The organism is Aequorivita marina (assembly GCF_031631895.2).
GTDB classification, from domain to species: Bacteria; Bacteroidota; Bacteroidia; order Flavobacteriales; family Flavobacteriaceae; genus Aequorivita; species Aequorivita marina.
On record NZ_JAVMBW020000001.1, the window covers coordinates 1 to 22,464 of the forward strand.

General features: G+C 39.2%; 16 protein-coding genes and 5 tRNA genes. 1 reads left to right on the forward strand and 20 read right to left on the reverse strand.

The features are described 5' to 3' along the window. Positions 1-2,174, reverse strand: a 2,174-nt coding sequence (locus tag QPK98_RS00005) for a choice-of-anchor L domain-containing protein (RefSeq protein ID WP_310990938.1), incomplete at its 3' end; no start/stop codon positions are given. A gap of 589 nt (positions 2,175-2,763) precedes the next feature. Here QPK98_RS00005 and QPK98_RS00010 point away from each other — a divergent pair. After that, the gene (locus QPK98_RS00010; RefSeq protein WP_310990939.1) at positions 2,764-4,362 is read left to right on the forward strand and encodes a peptide chain release factor 3; all 1,599 of its coding nucleotides are present in this window, start codon (positions 2,764-2,766) and stop codon (positions 4,360-4,362) included. Between the two features lie 91 nt (positions 4,363-4,453). Here the strand turns inward: QPK98_RS00010 and QPK98_RS00015 are convergent, their stop codons facing one another. The 19 genes from QPK98_RS00015 to QPK98_RS00105 all read right to left on the reverse strand — a co-directional run bounded on the left by QPK98_RS00015 (position 4,454) and on the right by QPK98_RS00105 (position 22,143). Continuing rightward, positions 4,454-4,777, reverse strand: coding sequence for a DUF3467 domain-containing protein (locus QPK98_RS00015; RefSeq protein ID WP_310990940.1), 324 nt, complete (start codon positions 4,775-4,777; stop codon positions 4,454-4,456). A gap of 64 nt (positions 4,778-4,841) precedes the next feature. Then, positions 4,842-9,140: a DNA-directed RNA polymerase subunit beta' gene (gene rpoC, locus QPK98_RS00020; protein ID WP_310991720.1), complete on the reverse strand. Its 4,299-nt coding sequence runs from the start codon at positions 9,138-9,140 to the stop codon at positions 4,842-4,844. 86 nt (positions 9,141-9,226) lie between these two features. Further along, positions 9,227-13,039, reverse strand: a complete 3,813-nt coding sequence (gene rpoB, locus QPK98_RS00025; protein WP_310990941.1) for a DNA-directed RNA polymerase subunit beta — start codon at positions 13,037-13,039, stop codon at positions 9,227-9,229. A gap of 148 nt (positions 13,040-13,187) precedes the next feature. Further along, positions 13,188-13,562 carry a 50S ribosomal protein L7/L12 gene (gene rplL / locus QPK98_RS00030; RefSeq protein WP_310990942.1) on the reverse strand — a complete coding sequence of 125 codons (375 nt, stop codon included), beginning with the start codon at positions 13,560-13,562 and terminating at the stop codon, positions 13,188-13,190. Positions 13,563-13,657: 95 nt separating this feature from the next. After that, positions 13,658-14,179 carry a 50S ribosomal protein L10 gene (rplJ, locus tag QPK98_RS00035; protein ID WP_310990943.1) on the reverse strand — a complete coding sequence of 174 codons (522 nt, stop codon included), beginning with the start codon at positions 14,177-14,179 and terminating at the stop codon, positions 13,658-13,660. A gap of 12 nt (positions 14,180-14,191) precedes the next feature. Continuing rightward, positions 14,192-14,887, reverse strand: coding sequence for a 50S ribosomal protein L1 (gene rplA / locus QPK98_RS00040; protein WP_310990944.1), 696 nt, complete (start codon positions 14,885-14,887; stop codon positions 14,192-14,194). Positions 14,888-14,908: 21 nt separating this feature from the next. Then, positions 14,909-15,346 carry a 50S ribosomal protein L11 gene (gene rplK, locus QPK98_RS00045; protein WP_310990945.1) on the reverse strand — a complete coding sequence of 146 codons (438 nt, stop codon included), beginning with the start codon at positions 15,344-15,346 and terminating at the stop codon, positions 14,909-14,911. A 65-nt stretch (positions 15,347-15,411) separates the two neighbouring features. Further along, the gene (gene nusG / locus QPK98_RS00050; protein WP_310990946.1) at positions 15,412-15,966 is read right to left on the reverse strand and encodes a transcription termination/antitermination protein NusG; all 555 of its coding nucleotides are present in this window, start codon (positions 15,964-15,966) and stop codon (positions 15,412-15,414) included. A gap of 3 nt (positions 15,967-15,969) precedes the next feature. Next, complete coding sequence (secE, locus tag QPK98_RS00055) at positions 15,970-16,158, reverse strand: preprotein translocase subunit SecE (RefSeq protein WP_310990948.1); 189 nt, start codon at positions 16,156-16,158, stop codon at positions 15,970-15,972. A 61-nt stretch (positions 16,159-16,219) separates the two neighbouring features. Further along, positions 16,220-16,292, reverse strand: a tRNA-Trp gene (locus QPK98_RS00060). Positions 16,293-16,577: 285 nt separating this feature from the next. Beyond that, the gene (gene tuf / locus QPK98_RS00065; RefSeq protein WP_310990949.1) at positions 16,578-17,765 is read right to left on the reverse strand and encodes an elongation factor Tu; all 1,188 of its coding nucleotides are present in this window, start codon (positions 17,763-17,765) and stop codon (positions 16,578-16,580) included. A 106-nt stretch (positions 17,766-17,871) separates the two neighbouring features. Then, positions 17,872-17,943, reverse strand: a tRNA-Thr gene (locus QPK98_RS00070). Between the two features lie 101 nt (positions 17,944-18,044). Then, positions 18,045-18,117 (reverse strand) — tRNA-Gly (locus tag QPK98_RS00075). A gap of 323 nt (positions 18,118-18,440) precedes the next feature. Continuing rightward, a tRNA-Tyr gene (locus tag QPK98_RS00080) sits at positions 18,441-18,522 on the reverse strand. A 115-nt stretch (positions 18,523-18,637) separates the two neighbouring features. After that, positions 18,638-18,711, reverse strand: a tRNA-Thr gene (locus QPK98_RS00085). A gap of 111 nt (positions 18,712-18,822) precedes the next feature. Further along, on the reverse strand, positions 18,823-19,125 hold the full coding sequence (gene hpf / locus QPK98_RS00090; protein ID WP_310990950.1) for a ribosome hibernation-promoting factor, HPF/YfiA family: 303 nt from the start codon (positions 19,123-19,125) through the stop codon (positions 18,823-18,825). 60 nt (positions 19,126-19,185) lie between these two features. Then, complete coding sequence (locus QPK98_RS00095) at positions 19,186-20,073, reverse strand: tyrosine-type recombinase/integrase (protein WP_310990951.1); 888 nt, start codon at positions 20,071-20,073, stop codon at positions 19,186-19,188. A gap of 137 nt (positions 20,074-20,210) precedes the next feature. Beyond that, the gene (rpsU, locus tag QPK98_RS00100) at positions 20,211-20,405 is read right to left on the reverse strand and encodes a 30S ribosomal protein S21 (protein ID WP_310990952.1); all 195 of its coding nucleotides are present in this window, start codon (positions 20,403-20,405) and stop codon (positions 20,211-20,213) included. A gap of 319 nt (positions 20,406-20,724) precedes the next feature. Beyond that, on the reverse strand, positions 20,725-22,143 hold the full coding sequence (locus tag QPK98_RS00105) for a carboxypeptidase-like regulatory domain-containing protein (RefSeq protein ID WP_310990953.1): 1,419 nt from the start codon (positions 22,141-22,143) through the stop codon (positions 20,725-20,727). Positions 22,144-22,464: the final 321 nt, after the last annotated feature.

Below are 22,464 nucleotides of genomic sequence, written 5' to 3' on the forward strand. Positions count from 1 at the left end.
TAGGTTGTGCTGCCTACGCTATTAAGGGTTGGGCTGCTTACGGTGTTTCCGCCAGTTAATGCATCGTACCATACAACAGGATCTGTTGAGGTAATCGCTGCATTGGCATCCAACGTTTGCAATGGATCTTCTTGACATTCTGTGATATCTCCGCCACTAATAGGGGCATCGGGTGCATCCGTAATCGTTAGCGTTACCGCTGTTCTTGTTAAACTGTTACAGCCACCACTGATTGCAGTTTCGGCATAATAGGTTGTGCTGCCTACGCTATTAAGGGTTGGGCTGCTTACGGTGTTTCCGCCAGTTAATGCATCGTACCATACAACAGGATCTGTTGAGGTAATCGCTGCATTGGCATCCAACGTTTGCAATGGGTCTTCTTGACATTCTGTGATATCCCCACCACTTATAGGTGCTTCGGGTGCATCCGTAATCGTTAGCGTGACTGGGGTTCTTGTTAAACTAATACAACCATTACCATTTACGGAAGTCTCCGCATAGTATGTTACACTACCAACACTGTCCAAGGTAGGGTTTGACACAACTGTACCTCCTGTAGCTAAATTGTACCAAACAACTGTTTGACCTGAAGCTACCGTTGCGTTGGCAGTCAATGTTTGAATAGGACTCGCTTCACACTCAGTCTGATCGCCTCCGCTTACTGGTGGGTCTACAGCTACAGCTTGTGTTATAACAACTGTTTCCGAAGTAGTACAAACACCATCATCTACAGTAACTTCATAAGTACCGGCCGTAAGCCCAGATTGATCTTGAACTCCTTGCGTTAAACCACTTCCATCACTCGTTGTCCAATTATATGTATAGGAACCTGTTCCACCAGTGACAGATAAGTCTATAGAACCATTCGAATCTCCAAAACAAGTAACATCTTGTTTTGTAAAATTAGAATCTAAATCAGAATCGGTTACTGTTACCGGTTTAATAATTTCACAACCACTATCATTATCAATTGCTTTAATATAATAGGTTCCAGCCGTTGCAGCAGTTGGAGTCGTAAAAGGTATTGAGGCAGCCGCATCTTCCCAGTATGTATACGGTCCTGGCAGCGTACTTCCTGCTGTTACTGCAGGAGCAGTAATATCCGCAGTTTCCCCTAAACAAAGAGGAGCAGGATCTGTAATAGACAAGGCATTTGAGGTAAAACTTCTCGCTTTTAAAAAAACCCCCGCATCATAATTTTGATCAGAAGCATCAGCAATGGCCATTTTCATTTTGTATGTTGAGCCAGAGGTAAGACCAGTATACTCAGCTGTCAATATTACGGTTGCACCATCAAATTCAGTTGAAACATTTATGTTATTATTAGCATAATAAGCTGGATTGCTCGCTGGTACTGAGTTTCCACTAATATTTGAAGCAACGTATGGATGTATTGTATTGATAGTAATAGGATCACCATTAGGTAATTCTGCTAAATTAATCGCATTATTTTGATATCCTTGCCCACCAGCAATACCTGGACCACTTAAAAAGAAACCAAAAGCATCCTCATATTGCGTTCCACAATATTCTAAATATTCATCTGAGGCAAAAACAAATTGAAACTCAATTTTTGTTCCTATAGGTGTAAAATCAATTTCAAGCACTGCTGCATCCATCATAGTTCGCCCTGTAATAAGAGCTAAATCAGGATCACCCGCTGAGCCAAACATTTCATCGGAAATACCGTCCGAAATACTTGGCCCCCTAGCATTTCCAATTTTCCCGGTAGAAAGCAACAAGCCTTCTTCCATTGCAAAATTTTGAGCATTTCCTTCATTAAAGTAGCCTAATTGTCGTAATAAGGTTGTGCTACCAAAGTTATTTTGCCAACTCCCGCTACCATTATTATCATAATATCCAAATCTAACATTATCTATTGTAAGGCAAGTAGAGGCTAAAATATTTTCAACCAATTCTTTTGGTGTAGCCCCATATGTTGCATCATCATCTGGCACTAAAATACTATTACCGGTTCCTGGGCCTTCTGGATTATCTAAGCCCTTTACTTGATCTTTACCAAGAGTATAGCCAACCCTTTCCTTATGAATATCTTGCCCATAAGCAGAAATAGCAAGCAGCGTCATTAAAAAACAGATGAAAAACAGACGCCCTTGTTTAGCGTGAAACGTACGATTGTGCGAATTAGAAATCCGTAAAGTATTTACTTTCATATCTATAGGTATATAAAAATTTGCTTGGCCTTTTCGGGGAGAAAAGAACTAGACCAAGAGTTCAAAAAAAAATATAAATCAATTCAATACTAAAGACCTTCGGGGAGATAAGCCTTATAAAAAAATTCGTGTAGGTTAAATAAAAGTATAGACCTGGGGAGGGAGCGGTCAAAAACCGTTAGTTATTGTTATGATTAACGAATAACCAACTCGTTATTAATTGCTGTCAAAATTAACATTATTTTTTATAAATCATATACGTGTTTACACGTATATTTTAACACCTTAGTAAGGTGTTGATTTTTGTTTTAAGCGTAACAGTTAAAAATTTAGCAATAGCTGTAACATCAGCTAATATAAGGCTTTTTGGAGGATTACACCTCATATCTCATTAAATATAAACAAAAAACAGCAGGCCATACCCCACACAAATACAAGCTATTTCTCTTCAAGCAATCAATAAATAGTCTTAATTTTTTAACAAAAATAATTAGAAATAAATATCCAATTTTTAACTATTTACCAGCCCTGTAGTTTATTACTCCAATAACAAACTTTATCTTTGCAGACCTTATATAACAAAAAGTCTATGTCCTTACAAAAAGAAATAAACCGAAGAAGAACTTTCGGAATTATTGCCCACCCAGATGCCGGAAAAACAACCCTGACCGAAAAACTACTGCTTTTTGGGGGCGCGATTAATGAAGCTGGCGCCGTTAAAAACAATAAGGTAAAAAAAGGAGCTACCAGCGACTTTATGGAAATAGAGCGTCAGCGTGGTATCTCGGTTGCTACATCGGTTTTGGCTTTTGAATATGAAGGGGTGAAAATAAACATATTAGATACCCCAGGACACAAGGATTTTGCAGAAGACACCTTCCGTACCCTAACTGCTGTTGACAGTGTTATTGTAGTAATTGATGTTGCAAAAGGTGTTGAGGAACAGACCGTAAAACTAGTTGAAGTTTGTAGAATGCGAAACATCCCCATGATTGTTTTTATCAATAAACTAGACCGTGAAGGACGAGATGCATTTGAACTACTCGACGAAATTGAACAAAAATTACATTTAAGGGTTACGCCTTTAAGTTTCCCCATAGGAATGGGCTACGACTTCAAAGGAATTTACAACGTTTGGGAAAAAAATGTGAATCTTTTTAGTGGCGATAGCAGAAAGAACATAGAAGAGACCATAGAGATTGAAGATTTAAGCAACCCTGAACTTGACGACTTAATTGGCGAAAAAGCGGCCGATACGCTTAGAGAAGAATTGGAGCTTGTACTTGAGGTATACCCCGATTTTGACGGGAAAGAATATTTAGATGGTAAGCTACAGCCGGTATTTTTTGGCTCTGCCTTAAATAATTTTGGGGTTCGCGAGCTGTTGGATTGTTTTGTTGAAATAGCCCCTACGCCACGCCCTAAAGAAAGCAGTACGCGTTTGGTGAAACCAGATGAAAAGGATTTTACAGGTTTTGTTTTTAAAATTCACGCCAACATGGACCCCAAGCATCGCGACCGATTGGCTTTTGTAAAGATTGTTTCGGGCACTTTTGAACGAAACTCCCCATACCTTCACGTTCGCAATGGCAAGAAGATGAAGTTTAGCAGCCCCAATGCTTTCTTTGCTGAAAAGAAACAAATAGTAGATACCTCCTACCCTGGTGATATCGTTGGTTTACACGATACCGGAAACTTCAAAATTGGTGATACCCTTACCGAAGGGGAACAAATGCAATACCGAGGAATTCCGAGTTTCTCACCAGAACACTTTAAGTTTATTAACAATGCAGACCCAATGAAGAGCAAGCAGCTTGAAAAGGGAATTGACCAGTTAATGGATGAAGGGGTAGCACAGCTTTTTACCTTAGAACTAAACGGCCGGAAAGTAATTGGAACCGTTGGTGCGTTACAATTTGAAGTTATTCAATACCGCCTAGAACATGAGTATGGCGCTAGTTGTTCATACGAAAACTTAAATGTACACAAAGCTTGTTGGGTAGAAGCAAAAGACCCGAAAAGTGAAGAGTTTGCCGAATTCAAAAGAGTTAAGGCGAAGTTTCTAGCTAAGGACAAACGCGGTCAATTGGTATTCTTTGCCGATTCATCGTTTACCCTCCAAATGACACAGTCTAAATACCCAAATGTGAAATTGCACTTTGTAAGTGAATTTGAAAAAGCAAAGTAAGGATAACTGATGACAGTTAAAAAAACAATCTTTTTACTGTCAAGCTATAACCATAAACAAAAAAATCCAGCTTTATCAGCTGGATTTTTTTCTATGCTTCACCCGTAGGGCCAAAGTTTAAAGGAAGTGGCGGTTGCTCATAATCCTTTATTTCGCCATGGGCCTTTTCAAATCGTTTTACATTGTCATTCAATGCCTTCAGAAAACGCTTTGCGTGCTGTGGCGTCAAGATAATTCTAGACTTCACTTTACTTTTGGGAATTCCGGGCATAATAGTTACAAAATCCACTACAAATTCAGAAACAGAATGGTTGATAATAGCCAGGTTACTGTACGTGCCCTGCCCTACGCTCTCATCCAATTCAATGTTAATCTGTCCTTTTTTATTGGGGTCTTGTTTTTTTTGATCTGACATGTTTAAAAGATATGGTTGTGCTGATAGAGACGCACCGAAGCACGTCGCTACCACCACAATAAAATTAATTATAATTTACTTCTTGCTTTACGCGATTCATTTCCTCAAGCTCCTGTTTAGATCCCACAATTATAGAGTCATATACACGCATACCGGTTCCGGCAGGTATTTTATGGCCTACAATTACGTTTTCTTTCAAGCCTTCTAAGGTATCAACTTTACCGGCAACTGCCGCTTCGTTCAATACTTTGGTAGTTTCCTGGAAGGAAGCTGCCGAGATAAACGATTTAGTCTGTAACGAGGCTCTCGTAATACCCTGAAGTACCGGAGTTGCCGTTGCAGGAACCGCATCGCGCGCTTCTACAAGATCTTTATCACTTCTTCTCAATAGTGAGTTTTCGTCGCGAAGTTCGCGTGAAGAAAGAATTTGTCCTTCTTTCAGGTTTTCAGACTCTCCAGCGTTAGTGATAACTTTCATTCCGAAAATCTTATCGTTTTCTTCAATGAAGTCATCCTTATGTCCTAACTGATTTTCAAGGAAAGTAGTATCTCCTGGGTCTTGGATTCTAACTTTACGCATCATTTGGCGAACAACCACCTCAAAGTGCTTATCGTTAATCTTAACCCCTTGCAGACGGTAAACCTCTTGAACTTCATTTACAAGATATTGCTGTACTGCAGATGGGCCTTTAATACGAAGGATATCCTCCGGCGTAATGGAACCATCTGACAATGGCATACCTGCACGTACATAATCGTTTTCTTGAACTAAAATCTGACTTGATAATTTAACCAAATATTTTTTCAGTTCGCCCAATTTGGACTCTACGATAATCTCGCGGTTACCACGCTTAATTTTCCCGAAAGAAACCACACCATCAATCTCACTAACAACAGCAGGGTTTGATGGATTACGCGCTTCAAATAGCTCGGTAACACGTGGAAGACCTCCAGTAATATCACCTGCTTTTGCAGATTTACGAGGAATTTTCACAAGTACCTTTCCTATTTTAACCTTCTCCTTATCGTCCACCATAATGTGGGCCCCAACTGGTAAGTTGTAAGAACGTATTACTTCGTCTTTCTTACCTAGAATAAGCAAAGTAGGAATTCGTTTTTTATCTCTAGATTCAGAAATAACCTTTTCTTGGAAACCTGTTTGTTCATCAATTTCCACTTGGTAAGTCACCCCTTTAACGATGTTTTCGTATTTAATTTTTCCGGCAAATTCCGAAATAATAACCCCGTTATATGGATCCCAAGTACAGGCAACATCACCAGCTTTTAGAGTATCGCCATCATTTATATATAATGACGATCCATAAGGAATGTTGTTCGTGCTTAAGGTAATACCTGTTTTCTTGTCAACCAGTTTCAACTCAGAAGTACGAGAAATAACGATATCAACAGGTTTTCCTTCGTTGTCTTCTCCCTTAACGGTTTTAAGGTCTTCAATTTCTGCCTTACCATCAAATTTAACAACCAGTTTATTATCTTCAGAAATGTTTCCTGCAATACCACCCACGTGGAAGGTACGCAATGTAAGCTGTGTACCAGGCTCTCCAATAGATTGTGCTGCTACAACACCAACAGCTTCTCCACGCTGAACCATTTTATTGGTTGCAAGGTTTCTTCCGTAACACTGTGAACAGATTCCTTTTTTCGCTTCGCAAGTAAGTGCAGAACGAACTTCAATAGTATCTAACGGAGATTCCTCTATAGCGTCGGCAATTTCTTCTGAAATGTGAGCTCCAGCTTCTACTAATACCTCCTTGGTAAGCGGATCTACAACATCATTTAGTGCTATACGTCCAACAATTCTAGCTCCGAGTGTTTCAACAACCTCTTCGTTTTTCTTTAATGATGAAACCTCAATACCACGCAAGGTACCACAGTCAACTTCGTTGATAATAACATCTTGCGAAACATCAACCAATCTACGTGTTAGGTAACCCGCATCAGCCGTTTTAAGTGCCGTATCTGCAAGTCCTTTACGCGCACCGTGGGTAGAGATAAAGTATTCAAGAATTGAAAGCCCTTCCTTAAAGTTAGATAGAATTGGGTTTTCAATAATTTCGCCACCTCCAGTATTCGATTTTTTCGGTTTTGCCATCAATCCACGCATACCAGTAAGCTGGCGAATTTGTTCCTTAGAACCCCTCGCACCAGAATCAAGCATCATATACACTGAGTTAAACCCTTGCTTATCTTCGCGAATACGCTTCATAGAAAGCTCAGTAAGCTCTGCGTTGGTTGCAGTCCAAATATCAATTACTTGGTTGTAACGTTCATTATTGGTAATAAGCCCCATGTTGTAGCTATTGATTATGCCATCAACCTGTGTATTGGCATCATCAATCATTGTTTGCTTTTCCGGTGGAATAATAATATCACCTAAGCTAAATGATAGTCCGCCTTCATATGCAAACTTATAACCAAGTGTTTTAATTTCATCAAGGAAATCTGCTGTAGTCGGTACATTGGTAACCTTAAGAATTTTACCAATAATATCACGAAGTGTCTTTTTTGTCAATACTTCGTTTACGAAACCAGCTTCTTCTGGAACTTCCTCATTAAAGATTACTCTTCCTAAGGTTGTAGTGATAATTTGCATTACCAACTCGCCGTTCTCATTAAAATCTTTCGTTCGTATTTTAATTTCGGCATTAAGATCAACTTGCCCTTCGTTGTAGGCAATAATTGCTTCTTCAGCCGAATAGAACGTTAGTCCTTCTCCTTTAACTACATCATCACCAATACTTTTTTTCAGCTTGGTCATGTAGTAAAGACCTAGAACCATATCCTGTGAAGGTACTGCAACTGGCGAACCATTGGCAGGGTTAAGAATACTATGCGAAGCCAGCATTAACAACTGGCACTCTAGAATAGCCTCAGGCCCTAATGGTAAGTGCACCGCCATTTGATCGCCATCAAAATCGGCGTTAAATGCTGTACATACTAATGGGTGCAACTGAATTGCTTTCCCTTCAATTAATTTAGGTTGAAAAGCTTGGATCCCCAGTCTGTGCAGGGTAGGAGCCCGGTTAAGCATAACTGGGTGTCCTTTCAATACGTTTTCAAGAATATCCCAAACTACGGGTTCTTTTTTATCTATAATTTTCTTGGCAGATTTTACTGTTTTTACAATTCCTCTTTCAATCAATTTACGGATTACAAAAGGTTTGTAAAGTTCGGCAGCCATATCTTTTGGAAGACCACATTCAAACAGTTTCAATTCTGGTCCAACAACAATTACCGAACGTGCCGAATAATCTACTCGTTTACCAAGCAAGTTCTGACGGAAACGACCTTGTTTTCCTTTCAATGAATCTGAAAGTGATTTCAACGGGCGGTTGCTATCAGTTTTTACTGCTGAAGATTTACGTGTGTTATCAAGTAATGAATCTACCGATTCCTGAAGCATACGTTTCTCGTTACGTAGAATAACTTCAGGTGCCTTAATCTCCATCAATCGCTTTAAACGATTGTTACGGATAATTACACGGCGGTAAAGATCGTTCAAATCTGAAGTCGCAAATCGGCCACCATCTAACGGTACCAATGGACGAAGCTCTGGTGGAATCACCGGAACTACTTTCATAATCATCCATTCCGATTTGTTTTCGCGGTTTTTATTTGCATCGCGAAGTGCTTCAACTACCTGAAGACGTTTTAGTGCCTCAGTTTTTCGTTGTTTAGATGTTTCGTTATTTGCTTTGTGGCGAAGGTCATAAGAGAGTTGATCAAGATCAATTCTTTGAAGCAGCTCAATCAAGCACTCGGCTCCCATTTTGGCAATAAACTTATTTGGATCAGTATCTTCCAAATATTGGTTTTCCTGCGGAAGTGTATCCAAAACTGCAAGATATTCTTCTTCGGTAAGGAAATCTAGTTTATTAACCGTTTCTCCACCTTCATATTTTGCAATACCTGGCTGAATTACTACATAACGTTCGTAGTAAATTATCATGTCTAATTTCTTAGACGGCAAGCCTAGAAGGTATCCAATTTTGTTGGGAAGGCTTCGGAAGTACCAAATATGTGCAACTGGCACTACCAAGTTAATATGCCCAACGCGGTCGCGACGTACTTTCTTTTCAGTCACTTCCACACCACAACGGTCACATACTATACCTTTGTAGCGAATTCTTTTATATTTACCACAGGCACACTCATAGTCTTTTACAGGACCAAATATGCGCTCACAGAAAAGTCCGTCACGCTCTGGTTTGTGCGTACGGTAGTTTATTGTTTCAGGTTTTAATACTTCTCCGCGCGATTCGGCTAAAATAGCTTCAGGAGAAGATAAACCGATAGAAATTTTATTGAATTTCTGTACTGTTTTTTCTTTATTTCTGTTCATCATGTTTTAAATAAACTTTGTTGTTAAATGAGGGCTTTAGCACCTCGGAGGAAATGTTTAAGACCCCTGCCTTCGCAGGGGTTTTATTATTCCTCTAATCTAATATCAAGACCCAATCCTTTCAATTCGTGCATAAGTACGTTGAAAGATTCTGGTAATCCTGGTTCAGGCATGGTTTCACCTTTTACGATTGCCTCGTAGGTTTTAGCCCTTCCTATAACATCATCAGATTTAACAGTCAATATTTCTCTAAGCGTGCTAGATGCACCGTAAGCTTCCAAGGCCCAAACTTCCATCTCTCCAAAACGCTGCCCACCAAATTGTGCTTTACCACCAAGCGGTTGTTGCGTAATAAGGGAGTATGGCCCAATAGAACGCGCGTGCATTTTATCATCTACCATGTGGCCCAGTTTTAGCATATAGATTATACCTACGGTTGCAGGTTGATCAAAACGCTTTCCGGTTCCTCCATCATACAAGTGCGTATGCCCGTATCTTGGAATTCCAGCTTCATCGGTATATTCATTAATCTGGTCTATTACAGCGCCATCAAAAATAGGTGTCGCAAACTTGCGGTTCAGTTTTTGTCCGGCCCATCCTAGTACAGTTTCATAAATTTGACCAATATTCATTCGCGATGGTACCCCAAGTGGGTTCAACACGATGTCTACTGGCGTTCCATCTTCTAGGAACGGCATGTCTTCCTCACGCACAATACGTGCAACAATACCTTTGTTTCCGTGACGTCCAGCCATCTTGTCCCCTACTTTTAGCTTACGCTTTTTAGCAATATAAACTTTAGCGAGTTTCAAAATTCCGGATGGAAGCTCATCTCCAACAGAGATGGTAAACTTCTCACGGCGTAAACTTCCTTGTAGATCGTTCTCCTTAATTCTATAGTTGTGCATTAAATCTGCCACCAAACTATTGATTTTATCGTCAGTAGTCCAAGTACCGCCAACCAAGTGGGTGTAATCGTCAACAGAGTTAAGCATTTTTAACGTGAACTTTTTACCTTTAGGGAAAACCACTTCACCAAGGTCATTACTAATGCCCTGCGCAGTTTTACCACCTACAATTGTAAAAAGTTTTTCAACTAGAACATCTTGAAGTGAAACAAATTTTGCTTCAAATTTTGCCTCTAGTTCTGCAATGCTCTCCTTATCTCTGGCGCGCTTGCGTTTGTCTTTAATTGCTCGTGCAAATAACTTCTTATCAATTACAACCCCATTTAAGGATGGTGAAGCTTTTAACGAAGCGTCTTTTACATCGCCCGCCTTATCACCGAAGATAGCACGAAGCAGTTTTTCTTCTGGTGTAGGGTCACTTTCTCCTTTAGGTGTAATTTTCCCGATAAGGATATCGCCTGGTTTTACTTCGGCACCAATACGAATCATTCCGAATTCATCCAGATCTTTTGTTGCTTCTTCCGATACGTTTGGAATATCGTTTGTAAGTTCTTCGTTACCTAATTTGGTATCGCGAACTTCCAATGCGTATTCATCAACGTGGATAGAAGTAAAGATATCTTCACGAACTACTTTTTCAGAAATAACGATCGCATCCTCAAAGTTATACCCTTTCCAAGGCATAAAGGCAACTTTCATGTTCCGTCCAAGTGCCAGCTCTCCTTTTTCGGTAGCGTAACCTTGACAAAGAACCTGTCCTTTTTTAACCCTATCGCCCTTGCGTACAATTGGCTTCAAGTTAATGGAAGTTCCTTGATTCGTTTTTCTGAATTTTACTAATTGATATGTTTTTGAATCGCTATCAAAGCTTACCTTACGTTCATCATCAGTACGGTCGTACTTTATAGTAACTTCGTTTGCATCTACATATTCAACCACACCATCTCCTTCGGCATTAATAAGCACACGACTATCAGAAGCAACTTGTCTTTCCAATCCGGTTCCTACAATTGGCGAATCTGCAATCAATAAAGGTACAGCCTGACGCATCATGTTTGACCCCATCAATGCACGGTTGGCATCATCATGCTCCAAGAAAGGAATCAAGGAAGCTGATATGGATGCAATTTGGTTTGGTGCAACATCAGCATAGTTTAACACGGTTGGTTCAACTAGCGGGAAGTCACCTTCCATACGTGCAATAACCTTTTCTGCATCTATAGCGCCCTCATCAGTCAACGGAATGTTGGCCTGTGCAATATGCATGTCTTCTTCCTCTTCTGCAGAAAGGTAGATCGGTTCATTTTTAAAATCGATTTTCCCTTCGGAAACATTTCGGTATGGCGTTTCAATAAACCCAAGGTTATTCACCTTTGCATAAACCGAAAGTGAAGAAATCAAACCAATGTTTGGTCCTTCTGGCGTTTCAATAGGGCATAACCTTCCGTAGTGTGTATAATGCACATCACGAACCTCAAACCCGGCTCTTTCACGCGAAAGACCTCCTGGCCCAAGTGCTGAAAGACGACGCTTATGCGTAATCTCAGCCAATGGGTTTGTTTGATCCATAAACTGCGAAAGCTGGTTGGTACCAAAAAACGAGTTGATTACGGAAGACAAGGTCTTTGCGTTAATCAAATCTATAGGTGTAAACACCTCGTTGTCACGAACGTTCATACGCTCGCGAATGGTACGCGCCATACGGGCTAGACCAACGCCAAACTGTTGTGACAATTGCTCTCCTACAGTACGTACACGACGGTTACTAAGGTGATCAATATCATCAATTTCAGCTTTAGAATTGATAAGCTCTATTAAATATTTTACAATGGTAATGATATCTTCTTTGGTAAGCACCTGCTTATCCATTTCAATTTCAAGACCAAGTTTTTTGTTCATTCTATAACGCCCTACTTCCCCAAGATTATATCTTTGGTCACTAAAGAAGAGCTTATTAATAATACCACGTGCCGTTTCCTCATCTGGCGGCTCGGCATTACGCAATTGTCTGTAAATATGCTCTACCGCTTCTTTTTCAGAGTTGGTAGGGTCTTTTTGTAATGTATTGTGAATTATAGAGTAATCTGCCGTTACGTTTTCCTCTTTGTGAAGGAGTACAGTTTTAGAGCCAGAGTCAATGATTTCGTCTATATGTTCCTTTTCAAGAACGGTATCACGGTCTAAGATAATTTCGTTTCGTTCTATTGAAACAACCTCGCCGGTGTCTTCATCCACAAAATCTTCGTGCCATGTTTTCAGTACACGAGCAGCCAATTTACGGCCTATGTGTTTTTTAAGTCCTGTTTTGGTAGCTTTAACCTCTTCGGCAAGATCAAATATCTCAAGAATATCCTTATCTCTTTCAAACCCGATAGCTCGGAAAAGTGTAGTTACAGGTAATTTTTTCTTACGGTCTATATAAGCGTACATTACGCTATTGATGTCTGTGGCAAACTCAATCCAGGAACCTTTAAAAGGTATAACACGGGCAGAGTAAAGTTTTGTTCCATTTGCGTGGAAAGACTGGCCAAAGAAAACACCAGGAGAACGGTGAAGTTGCGAAACAACAACACGTTCTGCTCCATTGATGCAGAAGGTACCACTTGGCGTCATGTAAGGTATAGTGCCTAAATACACATCTTGCACGATAGTTTCAAAATCTTCGTGCTCTGCATCTGTACAGTACAGTTTCAACCTTGCTTTTAGAGGTACGCTATAAGTTAGGCCACGCTCAATACATTCCTGAATGGAATACCTAGGCGGATCTACGAAATAGTCTAAAAACTCTAAAACAAATTGGTTGCGAGTATCGGTAATGGGAAAATTTTCTAGAAAGGTTTTGTACAACCCTTCTTGGCCTCTTTCTTCTGACTTGGTTTCCAATTGGAAAAAATCCTGGAAGGATTTAATCTGAATGTCCAAAAAGTCCGGATAATCCGGCTTATTTTTTACAGAGGAAAAATTCAATCTTTCAGTTTGCGTTGCTGACATCTATGGACGGAATTTTAATTAAAAATGAAATTGTAAATCGTATAAAAAGGTATTAACCATTATATACGCAAAATGGTTTAGGCCTTATCCGACCCCGATAGCGATCGGGACGGAAGACCTAAACCTTAGTGTTTGGAACTCTGGTATCTTACTTAAGCTCAACCTCTGCTCCCGCTTCTTCTAGTTGTGCTTTTAAAGCTTCAGCTTCATCTTTAGCAATACCTTCCTTAATTGGAGAAGGTGCGTTATCAACTAATTCTTTTGCATCTTTAAGACCAGCACCAGTTAATTCCTTAACTAGTTTTACAACTGCTAGTTTAGAAGAACCTGCGCCAGTAAGAATTACGTCGAATTCTGATTGCTCTTCGGCTTCTTCACCACCACCAGCAGCACCACCAGCAACTGCTACAGCAGCAGCAGCAGGCTCAATGCCGTACTCGTCTTTTAATATTGTAGCTAACTCATTAACTTCTTTTACAGTTAAGTTAACCAATTGTTCTGCGAAATCTTTCAAATCTGCCATTTCTATCGTTTTTAAAAATAATTGTGTTTATATATATTAATTAGTGCATTGTTTGTACCACTCTGTCCCCCGAAAGGGTTTAGGTGGCAAATATTTTATCCTTCTTTTTCGGATAAGGTTTTAACAAGACCAGCAATTGTGCTACCACCACTCTTAAGTGCAGAGATAACATTTTTAGCAGGCGATTGCAACAACCCGACAATTTCTCCAACAAGCTCGTCTTTAGATTTAAGTTCAGCCAGGCTTTCCAATTGATTATCGCCAACGTAAATTGACTCTTGGATGTAGGCTCCCTTTAATAACGGCTTATCAGATTTTTTTCTGAATTCCTTAATAACTTTGGCAGGTGCGTTACCTGTTTCAGAAAACATCAAGGAAGTATTTCCCTTAAGGATTTCAGTCAATTCACCAAAGTCTTTATCAGAACTCTCCATTGCTTTTTTAAGCAAGGTGTTCTTAACTACTGCCAACTGTACACCCGCTTTAAAGCAAGCACGGCGTAGGTTAGTAGTTTTTCCTGCGTTAAGGCCTGAAATATCTGCCAAATAAATATTGGCATTATCAGACAACTGCGCAGTCAACGTTTCAATTACTTGTGATTTCTCTTCTCTAGTCATAATTTCCAGTTTTTACTGCTCAGTAAACCTTTTGGTATCTACTTCAACACTAGGGCTCATTGTACTAGACATAAAGATACTCTTTATGTAAATACCTTTTGCAGCCTGAGGCTTAAGTTTAACGAGGGTTGTTAATAATTCTCTTGCGTTCCCAGCAATTTTTTCAGCATCAAAAGAAGCTTTTCCTATTGCTGCATGAACAATACCAGTTTTATCAACCTTAAAGTCGATTTTACCAGCTTTTACATCTGAAACTGCTTTAGCAACGTCCATTGTTACTGTGCCCGTTTTTGGGTTTGGCATAAGCCCACGAGGACCTAATATACGCCCTAAAGGACCCAATTTACCCATAACGCTTGGCATAGTTACAATTACGTCAACATCTGTCCATCCTCCCTTTATTTTATCGAGGTACTCGTCAAGACCAACATAGTCTGCTCCAGCTTCTTGTGCCTCAGCCTCCTTATCTGGAGTTACCAAAGCCAAAACTTTTACGTCTTTACCTGTTCCGTGCGGAAGGGTAACAACGCCTCTAACCATTTGGTTCGCTTTACGTGGATCCACGTTTAGGCGTACCGCAAGGTCAATAGAAGCATCAAACTTTACGTTGGTGATTTCTTTTATTAAAGCAGAAGCTTCAGCTACGGTATAGGTTTTATCCTCTACCTTAAGTTTAGCTTCCTTTTGCTTTTTAGTTAATCGTGCCATTTTCTAGATTCTTTTTTCAGATTAAAAAGGTGCAGGACCTTTTACTTTAACTCCCATAGAACGTGCAGTACCTGCTACCATTTTCATGGCAGACTCTACGGTAAATGCATTAAGATCGGGCATTTTGTCTTCCGCGATTGCTTTAACTTGATCCCATGAGATACTGGCTACTTTTTTTGCGTGTGGTTCGCCTGAGCCTTTCTTTGCTTTAGCGGCTTCAAGGATCTGAACTGCAGCTGGTGGCGTTTTAATAACAAAATCAAATGATTTGTCCTTATATACCGTAATCGCAACTGGCAATACTTTTCCTTGTTTATCTTGGGTTCTAGCATTAAACTGCTTACAGAACTCCATGATATTGACACCGGCAGCACCAAGAGCAGGTCCAACTGGCGGTGATGGGTTAGCAGCACCTCCGCGAACTTGTAACTTAACTAATTTACTGACTTCTTTTGCCATTTTTCAATTTTTAATGCGGTCTTTCGAAAGTGGAAGCCTTAGAAAAACCTATTTAGGCGTAACAATTAAACTTTTTCAACTTGCATATAACTTAATTCCAATGGTGTTTTTCTTCCGAAAATTTTCACCATAACTTCAAGCTTGCGTTTTTCTTCATTTATTTTTTCAACGGTTCCGTTAAATCCATTAAACGGACCATCAATAACTTTTATAGTTTCACCAATTACGAATGGAATGTTCACACTGTCATCTTTTACTGACAGTTCATCAACCTTACCTAACATTCGGTTTACTTCAGATTGTCTAAGCGGCACAGGATCTCCTCCTTTTACCTCTCCTAAAAAGCCGATAACTCCATTAATAGATTTAATGATGTGAGGAACTTCTCCTCCTAAATTAGCTTTAATCATGATGTAACCAGGAAAGTAAACACGTTCCTTATTAACTTTTTTTCCGTTTCGTATTTGGATTACTTTTTCGGTAGGAACCAACACCTCTTCAATATAGTCTTCAAGCTCTAATCGCTTTATATCGCTTTCAATATAAGACTTTATCTTGTTCTCCTGCCCGCTTACTGAACGGACTACATACCACTTTTTTGTTTTTGAAGTTTCGGCCATTTCTTAAGACTTAATCCAATCAAAATATAAGGCTACAACTTTACTGAAGACCGTATCAACGCCCCAAACAGTCAAAGCCAACAAAATAGAGAAAACCGCAACCACTACAGTAAGTCGCTGCGCTTCTGACCAAGTAGTCCATGTAACGTGATTCCTAAGCTCTTTATAAGATTCTGTAATATAATTTACCATTCTGCAGTAGTATTAATGTTTTTCCTTTCAAGGAAGGAGTTTCCAACTTTCAGGAACATAGCACGGGTTGAGAGACTCGAACTCACGACACCTGGTTTTGGAGACCAGTGCTCTACCAACTGAGCTAAACCCGTAAATAAATATTTTCACTTTACTCCTCGTGCTCCACCATCCCGATAACTATCGGGAGAGCTAAACCCGTAAATAAATATTTTCACTTTACTCCTCGTGCTCTACCATCCCGATAACTAAACCCGTAAATAAATATTTATTTTCGGCAACTCATTCATATTCAAAAAAATACAAACGTGTTTTGAAATAAAACCTTACAAATTTAAACCCTTAGTAGTGCAAAACATGATTAAAAAGCCAAGGTATCCACCGCAGTGGACACCTTTTGACTCTTTATTATAAGATTATTAATCTAACAATTCAGTAACTTGACCTGCACCTACGGTACGTCCACCTTCACGGATAGCGAAACGAAGACCTACATTCATTGCAATTGGTTGTAGCAATTCTACAGTAATTGTCAAGTTATCACCAGGCATTACCATTTCAACACCATCTGGAAGGTTAATTGTTCCAGTTACATCAGTAGTACGAACGTAGAACTGAGGACGGTAGTTGTTGTGGAATGGCGTGTGACGCCCACCTTCTTCTTTTTTAAGAATATAAACCTCAGCTTTAAACTTAGCGTGTGGCGTTACAGATCCAGGCTTAGTAATTACCATACCTCTAGAGATCTGTGTTTTTTCAATACCTCTCAACAAAATACCAGCGTTATCTCCAGCTTCACCTCTATCTAGGATCTGACGGAACATTTCAATACCAGTAATAGTTGAGTTTAATTTTTCAGCACCCATCCCGATAATTTCAACTGGATCTCCAGTTTTAGCAACACCGGTTTCTATACGACCCGTAGCAACAGTACCACGACCAGTAATAGAGAATACATCTTCAATAGGCATCAAGAAAGGCTTATCAGTATCACGTACTGGCTCTTCAATCCATGCATCAACCTCATCCATTAGTTTAAGTAGTGCATCAACCCACTTTTGCTCACCATTAAGTGCTCCTAAAGCAGAACCTTGAACAACAGGACCATTGTCACCATCATACTCGTAAAAGCTAAGAAGGTCACGAATTTCCATTTCAACCAACTCTAAAAGCTCCTCATCATCAACCAAGTCAACTTTGTTCATAAACACAACGATCCTAGGAATACCAACCTGGCGACCTAGCAAGATGTGCTCACGTGTTTGTGGCATAGGACCATCTGTAGCAGCAACCACAAGAATAGCACCGTCCATTTGCGCAGCACCAGTTACCATGTTCTTTACGTAATCCGCGTGACCAGGACAGTCAACGTGTGCGTAGTGACGATTAGCAGTTTGGTATTCTACGTGAGAAGAGTTAATTGTAATCCCTCTTTCTTTTTCTTCTGGCGCATTATCAATTTGATCAAATGATGTCGCGGCAGAGTGCCCTGCATCAGCCAATACTTTAGTAATAGCTGCAGTCGTGGTTGTTTTTCCGTGATCTACGTGTCCAATTGTACCAATATTCAAGTGTGGTTTTGACCGATCGAATTTTTCTTTTGCCATTTTGTATTAATTTTAATCTTAGTTATATATTAGTGATCTATTGTATTAACAACTTGAGCCAATGACGAATCCCGAAAAAATATCGGGACAAATGCACTGACTTTTGAGCCAATGATGGGAATTGAACCCATGACCTCTTCCTTACCAAGGAAACGCTCTACCCCTGAGCTACATCGGCCTATTTTAGTTAGCCCCTCGACTGCGCTCAGGGGTGACAGTTCCAGGCCTCAAGCTGCTCGTTATTCCAAAAATAACGTAACTATTGACCAATAACTTTAGAGCGGGAGACCGGGTTCGAACCGGCGACATTCAGCTTGGAAGGCTGACGCTCTACCAACTGAGCTACTCCCGCATTATACTCTTTTTATACCTATCACGACGCTCTACCATCCCGATAACTATCGGGAGAGCTACTCCCGCATTATACTCTTTTTATACCTATCGCGACGCTCTACCATCTCGATAACTATCGGGAGAGCACCCCCCGTAATTTTTCAAATAAATTCCAATCTCGATAGCTATCGAGTCAAACCCCAAACTCTAGAGAATTTAAAAGTTATTTTAGAACTTAATCAAAGTGTTTTCAATATTGTAAAGAACAGTTTTCAAATTCAGAGCCAATTCTTTAATAACTTGGTTTTCAAATTTGAGATTCTTGCTTTCGCAAAAATGTTGTGGGGAGAGCAGGATTCGAACCTGCGAAGACGTAGTCAGCAGATTTACAGTCTGCCCTCGTTGGCCGCTTGAGTATCTCCCCAAATCTTCTGAAACTTCAACTCCGAAAATCATTCGGTAGAAATTTCAAAATTCAATGTTTTTAAGAACTATCCCCAAAACCACTGCTTGGGATTCCTGCATTCGCAGAAATTAAGAGCCGATAGAGGGACTCGAACCCACGACCTGCTGATTACAAATCAGCTGCTCTAGCCAGCTGAGCTACATCGGCTTTTTTCTTTTATTAGATCATTTCCAACCCATAAAAAAAGCCCGCTATTTCTAACGGACTGCAAATGTAGAGAATTTATTTTCTCCACAAAACTTTTTTTAAAAAAAAATATCACAAATATGCTTTTTGTTTCTGTTTATGCTTTTTAAGTTGTCGTTCTAGAGTCTTTACAACTGCGTCTATCGCCTCTTCAAAAGTCTTTGCTTCTTTCTTCACCATTACCTCATCGCCAGGAATGCTAAGCAGGATTTCAACTATTTTATTTTCCTTCTCGCTCGTTTTCTGGACTTTTAAAAAAACATCTGCAAAAATTATCTTATCATAAAACTGTTCCAACTTAGACAATCTATTTTGAAGAAATTCCATCAACTCATCCTTAGCCGTAAAATTAGGAGCTTGTACATTTACTTTCATATGTATAGTTTTTAAAATTATGTAATGTGTAATACGTAATTTTACGCCATAAGCTATTCTCTATTGATTACGGGGATGTGAGCCTTTATGCACTTGCTTCAACTTAGCTATACTGTTTTGCGTATAAACCTGCGTAGAAGCAAGACTGGAATGCCCCAGAAGCTCTTTTACCGAGTTAATGTCTGCACCTTCGTTTAAAAGGTGTGTTGCAAAAGAATGCCGCAACATATGCGGGCTCTTCTTCACCTTTTCGGATGCGTTACTAAAGTAAGTATTTATAATGCGATAGACAAGATTTTCATATATTTTAACCCCTTTTGCCGTTAAAAACAAATAAGCCGCATCACTTATATGCTCCAATTGATCGCGCATAGGCATATACGCCTCAAGAGTTTCAAGCACGCTTGGCAGCAACGGAATAATACGCTCCTTCTTCCTTTTACCCAATACTTTGATTGTTTTTTGCGCAAATGAAACATCGTTTAACCGCACATTTATTAACTCTGCCCGCCTAATACCGGTAGTGTAAAACAACTCCACCATTAAAAGATTCCGCAAGCCTTCAAAACTATTTTCTGTTTCTAGAAGTTCCGTAACGCTACTAATTTCATGTTCAGAAAAAGGGACTTGAATTTTTTTAGAAGTCTTTAAGGCTTTGTGTTTCGCCAAGGGATTAACCGAAATCTGCTTTGTCTTTAAAAGAAACTTATAATAGGTGTTTAAGGAAGAAACTTTTCGGTTTACACTCCTGTTCGAAATTCCCGAATCTACCAAAGATACAATCCAACTTCTTACAATAGCATAATTGATGTTTACAATATTAGCATCCTGAAACTCATCAGCAGCAAAAGCAGCAAACACCTCCAAGTCTCTTACATACGCAGTGACCGTGTGCGGCGAGTACTTTTTTTCGAGTTGAAGATAATCTGTGAATGCTTGGAAGACCATGAGGTTCTTGTTTCTGGTTTCTAATACAAAATAACCTAATAACTCAACAACCCAATAGATTTTAACCAAAAAAAATCCGCTGGAAAAAAATTCCAACGGATTTGTATGTATAAAATTTCTGCCTAAGCAGTTATTTACTAGATATCTTCTTGATCTCTAAGATTCTGAATGTATTGCGCTTTTTGCATTTGCGCTCTTTTCTTAACAGATGGCTTCTTAAAAGCTTGTCTTGCACGCAACTGACGCATCGTTCCGGTACGATCAAATTTACGCTTAAAACGTTTTAGCGCTCTATCGATATTTTCTCCGTCTTTAACTGGTATAATTAACATAGTGTCATCACCTCCTCTCTTTAGGGCGGCAAAGATATGAAAAGTTATCAGTTATGAGTTATGAGTTATGAGTTTTTTTTAAAAATTACATCAGTGTCCGATTAAAAGAGTGAGAAAATTTGTTGAGTCACAGATAATAGGCCATTAGAATATTTTTTATTTAATGACAGCATGCTATTATACTTAGCATCAAAATTTATCAATTAAAAAGTATGTTTAATCAATTTTATCTAGTTTTCAATCTATTAAAAAGCAAGTCTTACGTCTTATGTATTTCAGCGCAGCGGTCTTATATCTTAGTCGGACACGACTAATTGAATTACTCTTTAAACAATGTAGCTCGTTTAGAAAGGTCTAGTATAAGCTTTTCCTCTTCTTTGCTCTCTAACAAAACATTATAATTTTTCCAAAAAGCCGCGTTGTAGGGCTTGCTCAAAAAGATATCTGCAGACCAATTATTGTCCTGAAGCTCTTGACTGATTTGTTCTGGATCTAGTATTAAATCATTAAAAAGAATTTCCTGAACGGTATAATAATACTGTTCTCCCTTATCAAAACCAGGCTCCGATTCAGTTTTTGTCCTATCTGAAGACCTATCGCCAATGTTTACCAGCTTAGGGGTTTCGTAATAAATATAACTAGGATACATTTTACCATCGTACTCCCTGTAGGTTAGTATTAAATTATGGAGGTTTTGGGTATCATATAGACTTTTGCTTCTTTTTTTCTGAACATCAGAACCCGCGATTAAATTGTACTCCACTTTTTTAATAGCGTAATTATCATAATAAATATAAATCCACCCTTTTGGCTCAAAGCCTTCGTTATAAATACCAGGCGTATTTAAACCTACAAAGCTATCGCCTTTTTGTATCTTGATTTTATAGAGTTTTCTTCCATTGTCAACCAAAATGGTATCTAAATGAAACTGATGTTTCTCCAAGACATTTTTTCCGAACAAGGATCCAGTACTATTACTGTTTCGCACTAGATTCAACTTACCTTGAAAAAGATTGTCCAAACCGTTCACCCTTCTGTCATTCCATTTTATAGCGTCTATCAAGGCCTCAGTTTTTACGGAATTCCTATTGCTATTTTCACTATTTAAACCTTTACTCTTTAGGTAGGCCGAATAGGTAAACAGACTGTCAATATCTCTTAAGTCATAACTTTTCCGCGTTTCATCTACATTTATTTTTAGATTATCCTTAGCACCGGCGGCATAACTGGAATCGTATAATGTAATGGCGCTTTCTACAAGCCACTTGTACTCTTTCTTATTGCGTTCTTTATGGCGTAAAAACCCTTTTTGAAGGTATGGTTCCTCGGGCAAATTACTCGGCAGTTTCTCAATAGCGCGTTGAACAATTCCATTTCCCGTTGTGGGGCGTTGATCTGCAACTATTACCACCTCATCTAAGGAAGCGATGTCTTCTTCCAAAAAAATATCAGGTCCATTTTCAAAATCAGCAATTACCACATTATAGCTTTTGTAGCCTATAGACGAAATTACCAAGGTATCGTCCAAATGTCTTTGGGGCACATTTAATACAAAATTTCCATCGGCATTACTAATGGAGCCTATGGTAGTGTTCTTAATATACACACTAGCGCTTTCAATAGGCTGGAAGGTTGCGAAGTCTGCTACCTTACCCTTTAGTTCGGTTTGGGCGATGCTCGTGCCGCCTATAAAAATAAGTATTAGTATGAAAAGATTTTTTAAGCGAAGTTGACTCATTTCCTTAATTTATTGATTTGTAAAACATATTAAGTCGGAAATACAATTTAACACGGAAACTGAATCAATAAAAAGTATATACGCCTTATTTCTTTGAGAGCTCCTCGGTTAAGACTTTTTTATAATCTATTTCTGGGTCAGTTTTAATTACCTCTCTAAGAATTTGAATTCTAAATAAAAGATGGTTTGGTCGAATTTTCTTCCTATTTCCAGTATGCAGTTTGAAGTATTTCTCTACCATTTCCGCGAGGCGCTGCCCCTATTTTCTTTAGCGTACTCCTTTGCACTTTGTATTACCCCCTTTTCAATGGTGAATGTTAG

Bases quoted from the DNA above. Each gene is read 5' to 3' on its own strand.
- rpsU (WP_310990952.1), bottom strand. From the start codon at position 20,405: ATGTTAATTATACCAGTTAAAGACGGAGAAAATATCGATAGAGCGCTA.
- rpoC (WP_310991720.1), bottom strand. From the start codon at position 9,140: ATGAACAGAAATAAAGAAAAAACAGTACAGAAATTCAATAAAATTTCT.
- QPK98_RS00010 (WP_310990939.1), top strand. From the start codon at position 2,764: ATGTCCTTACAAAAAGAAATAAACCGAAGAAGAACTTTCGGAATTATT.
- QPK98_RS00105 (WP_310990953.1), bottom strand. From the start codon at position 22,143: ATGAGTCAACTTCGCTTAAAAAATCTTTTCATACTAATACTTATTTTT.
- tuf (WP_310990949.1), bottom strand. From the start codon at position 17,765: ATGGCAAAAGAAAAATTCGATCGGTCAAAACCACACTTGAATATTGGT.
- nusG (WP_310990946.1), bottom strand. From the start codon at position 15,966: ATGGCCGAAACTTCAAAAACAAAAAAGTGGTATGTAGTCCGTTCAGTA.
- rpoB (WP_310990941.1), bottom strand. From the start codon at position 13,039: ATGTCAGCAACGCAAACTGAAAGATTGAATTTTTCCTCTGTAAAAAAT.
- rplL (WP_310990942.1), bottom strand. From the start codon at position 13,562: ATGGCAGATTTGAAAGATTTCGCAGAACAATTGGTTAACTTAACTGTA.
- secE (WP_310990948.1), bottom strand. From the start codon at position 16,158: ATGGTAAATTATATTACAGAATCTTATAAAGAGCTTAGGAATCACGTT.
- hpf (WP_310990950.1), bottom strand. From the start codon at position 19,125: ATGAAAGTAAATGTACAAGCTCCTAATTTTACGGCTAAGGATGAGTTG.
- rplK (WP_310990945.1), bottom strand. From the start codon at position 15,346: ATGGCAAAAGAAGTCAGTAAATTAGTTAAGTTACAAGTTCGCGGAGGT.
- QPK98_RS00095 (WP_310990951.1), bottom strand. From the start codon at position 20,073: ATGGTCTTCCAAGCATTCACAGATTATCTTCAACTCGAAAAAAAGTAC.
- rplA (WP_310990944.1), bottom strand. From the start codon at position 14,887: ATGGCACGATTAACTAAAAAGCAAAAGGAAGCTAAACTTAAGGTAGAG.
- rplJ (WP_310990943.1), bottom strand. From the start codon at position 14,179: ATGACTAGAGAAGAGAAATCACAAGTAATTGAAACGTTGACTGCGCAG.
- QPK98_RS00015 (WP_310990940.1), bottom strand. From the start codon at position 4,777: ATGTCAGATCAAAAAAAACAAGACCCCAATAAAAAAGGACAGATTAAC.